Genomic DNA, 388 nt, shown 5'->3' on the forward strand with positions numbered 1-388 from the left:
ATGCGGTCTGCGGACCGAGCCTGCGTTACGAGGGCGCCTGGGATCGCCTGCGCGAGCTGCGCCGCGAAGACGACGCAAGCCTGCCCACCGGCGTCTGGCAAAGTGAACTCAAGCGTGGCGACTGGGCGGCATTGGAGCAGTTGGCCGGTGACCTGCTGCGTGAACGCAGCAAGGATCTGATGATCGCCGTGTGGCTAGGCGAAGCCTGGATCAGACGCCATGCACTGGCTGGGTTGGCTGCAGCCCTGGAGCTGCTGTGCGAGTTGTGCGAACGCTATCCCGATACGCTGCATCCGCAGCCAGAGGAGGGTGATCGTTCCTGGCGGGTCTTCCCCCTGGAGTGGATGATCCGCCAGTACAGCGACACCGTGCAGACCCAGGTTGCGCT

Annotated in this window: 1 protein-coding gene; it reads left to right on the forward strand. The window is 64.9% G+C overall.

Annotated features, from left to right (window positions below):
* The coding region (locus J0A65_RS26235; protein ID WP_206597121.1) for a type VI secretion system ImpA family N-terminal domain-containing protein at positions 1–388 on the forward strand (388 nt) is incomplete at both ends.

Origin of the sequence: Bowmanella yangjiangensis (assembly GCF_017255015.1) — a bacterium.
Taxonomy (GTDB): Bacteria; Pseudomonadota; Gammaproteobacteria; order Enterobacterales; family Alteromonadaceae; genus Bowmanella; species Bowmanella yangjiangensis.